The organism is Pseudomonas sp. 05N434 (genome assembly GCF_056396965.1).
In genome coordinates this window covers 1-1,666 of sequence record NZ_JBFTMK010000786.1, presented here as the reverse complement: position 1 = coordinate 1,666, position 1,666 = coordinate 1, and the positions used below count along the sequence as shown (strand labels likewise).

Here is a 1,666-nt window from a genome sequence, read left to right as displayed (position 1 = left end):
GAACAACCCCGTCGCCTTGAACTGCTTGAACAGGGCAGCGTCATACAGGTCGTGCGTATTGGGGGTATTCGGCAGCAGATTGATCACGTAATCCACCTCACCGACCAGGCGCGGCAAATCGCTCAGCGCGCCGACTTCGACAAAGGGCGCCTGCTCCCGGGCAGTGCTGGCGATGCCATATAACTCGACGCCAAACGGCAGCAGAAACTGCGCCACTGTCTGACCGATATCACCGGTGCCGACAATCAGCACCTTTCGTCCAGCCAGGCTTTGACCCTGGCGATTGTCCCATTTGCGCTCGACCTGGCTGACCAGCCGCGCCAACACTTCGCGCTCGTGGCCGAGCATGTAAGTCAGCACGTATTCAGCCATGACCTGACCAAAAATCCCTACCGCGCGAGTCAGCCGATAGTGCCGTGGCAAGCCATCGGCCAGCAGCGGCGTGATACCGGCCCAAGTCGACTGCAGCCATGCAGGCGTATGGCCCTGACGCAACAGCGTCGCCAGCAGGTCCGGCTGACCGAGCCAGACCTGGCAGTCGGCGGCCTGACGGGCCAGTTCGGCGGAGTCACCGCTGGTCAATACTTCCAGATCAGGAGCTGCCTGACGCAACAGTTGGGCATACACAGGGTGGTCGTGTTCAGCAATCAGAACGCGCATGTTTCAAACCTTTCAAAAGCAGTGCAGACGACCGCCGACAGAGGATCACTCCATCGTCACGGCCATYGCCAAAATCATTCCAGTGTTTCATAAGGCTCTGAATAGAGCCTGTCTGCCGATTACATCGGGTCGTTGCGGCGCAGCAATTCTTCCGGCAAGTGTTCGATGTATTCATCCTCGGCCGGTGGCATTTGCAGGTGGTAGCCCTGCTTTTCGAGGTTCTCCAGTACTACAGCAATGTCTTCGCGCGACAGCTTGCGCTCGGGGGTCAACACCAGGTCGAAAGCGTGGATGGCTTTGCCGAAAGCCGCCATCAGGGGTTCAGGCACGCGCTCCAGTGCATCGCTTTTGAGCACATAGAGGTACATCCCGCTTTTCTTCGAGCTTCGATAAATCGAGCAAATACGTTTCAAGGCTGTTCTCCGGCGGTGGCCAGGCTGTCGAGCAGCGCCTGGCCCATCAATTCGCGGCGCCAGCCACGCAGCGAATCAGGCAATTGGTAAGGACCATTGGGGAAGCCGCTCTTGAGCAGCGCTTCCAGGGTTTTCTTGCGCAGCATCAGCTCCGGCGCGATGTTCAGGCGCTCGGCTTCGGCCTGGCCGATGGCACGCAGCTGTTTGACCAGCGCGGCGGCTTCCACCGGCAATGGCTCCGGCACCGCTGGCGGCCACTGATCAGGCGACACACTGCCAGAGCGCTTGATCAGATCAAGCAGAAATTCGCCGTCCTGACGCACGGTGCGCGGGTGCATGTCTTCGATTTTCGCCAGTGCGCCGAGGTTGTCCGGTTGGGTGCGTGCCAACGGCCACAGTGAATGTTCACGGATAATGCGGTTGCGCGGCAGATCACGGGCGCGGGCTTCACGCTCGCGCCAGGCGCAGAGTTCACGCAACACGGCGAGTTGGGCGCGGGACAGCTTCCAGGCCAGTTTGGCGTCGCGATAGACCTCGTACGGGTCGACCTCGCGCCGCAGATTGGCGACCAGCTCGGCACCGTCTTCCAGGAC

At 60.6% G+C, this 1,666-nt stretch carries 3 protein-coding genes; all 3 read right to left on the bottom strand.

All coding sequences use genetic code 11. The features are described 5' to 3' along the window. The coding region (locus AC1DLB_RS29355; RefSeq protein ID WP_477786225.1) for an NAD(P)-dependent oxidoreductase at nt 1-660 on the bottom strand (660 nt) is incomplete at its 3' end. A gap of 119 nt (nt 661-779) precedes the next feature. Continuing rightward, the gene (locus AC1DLB_RS29350; RefSeq protein WP_064619695.1) at nt 780-1,073 is read right to left on the bottom strand and encodes a YcgL domain-containing protein; all 294 of its coding nucleotides are present in this window, start codon (nt 1,071-1,073) and stop codon (nt 780-782) included. Beyond that, a partial coding sequence (locus AC1DLB_RS29345; protein WP_477786224.1) for an HRDC domain-containing protein occupies nt 1,070-1,666 on the bottom strand: 597 nt, incomplete at its 5' end. The genes AC1DLB_RS29345 and AC1DLB_RS29350, both read right to left, overlap by 4 nt.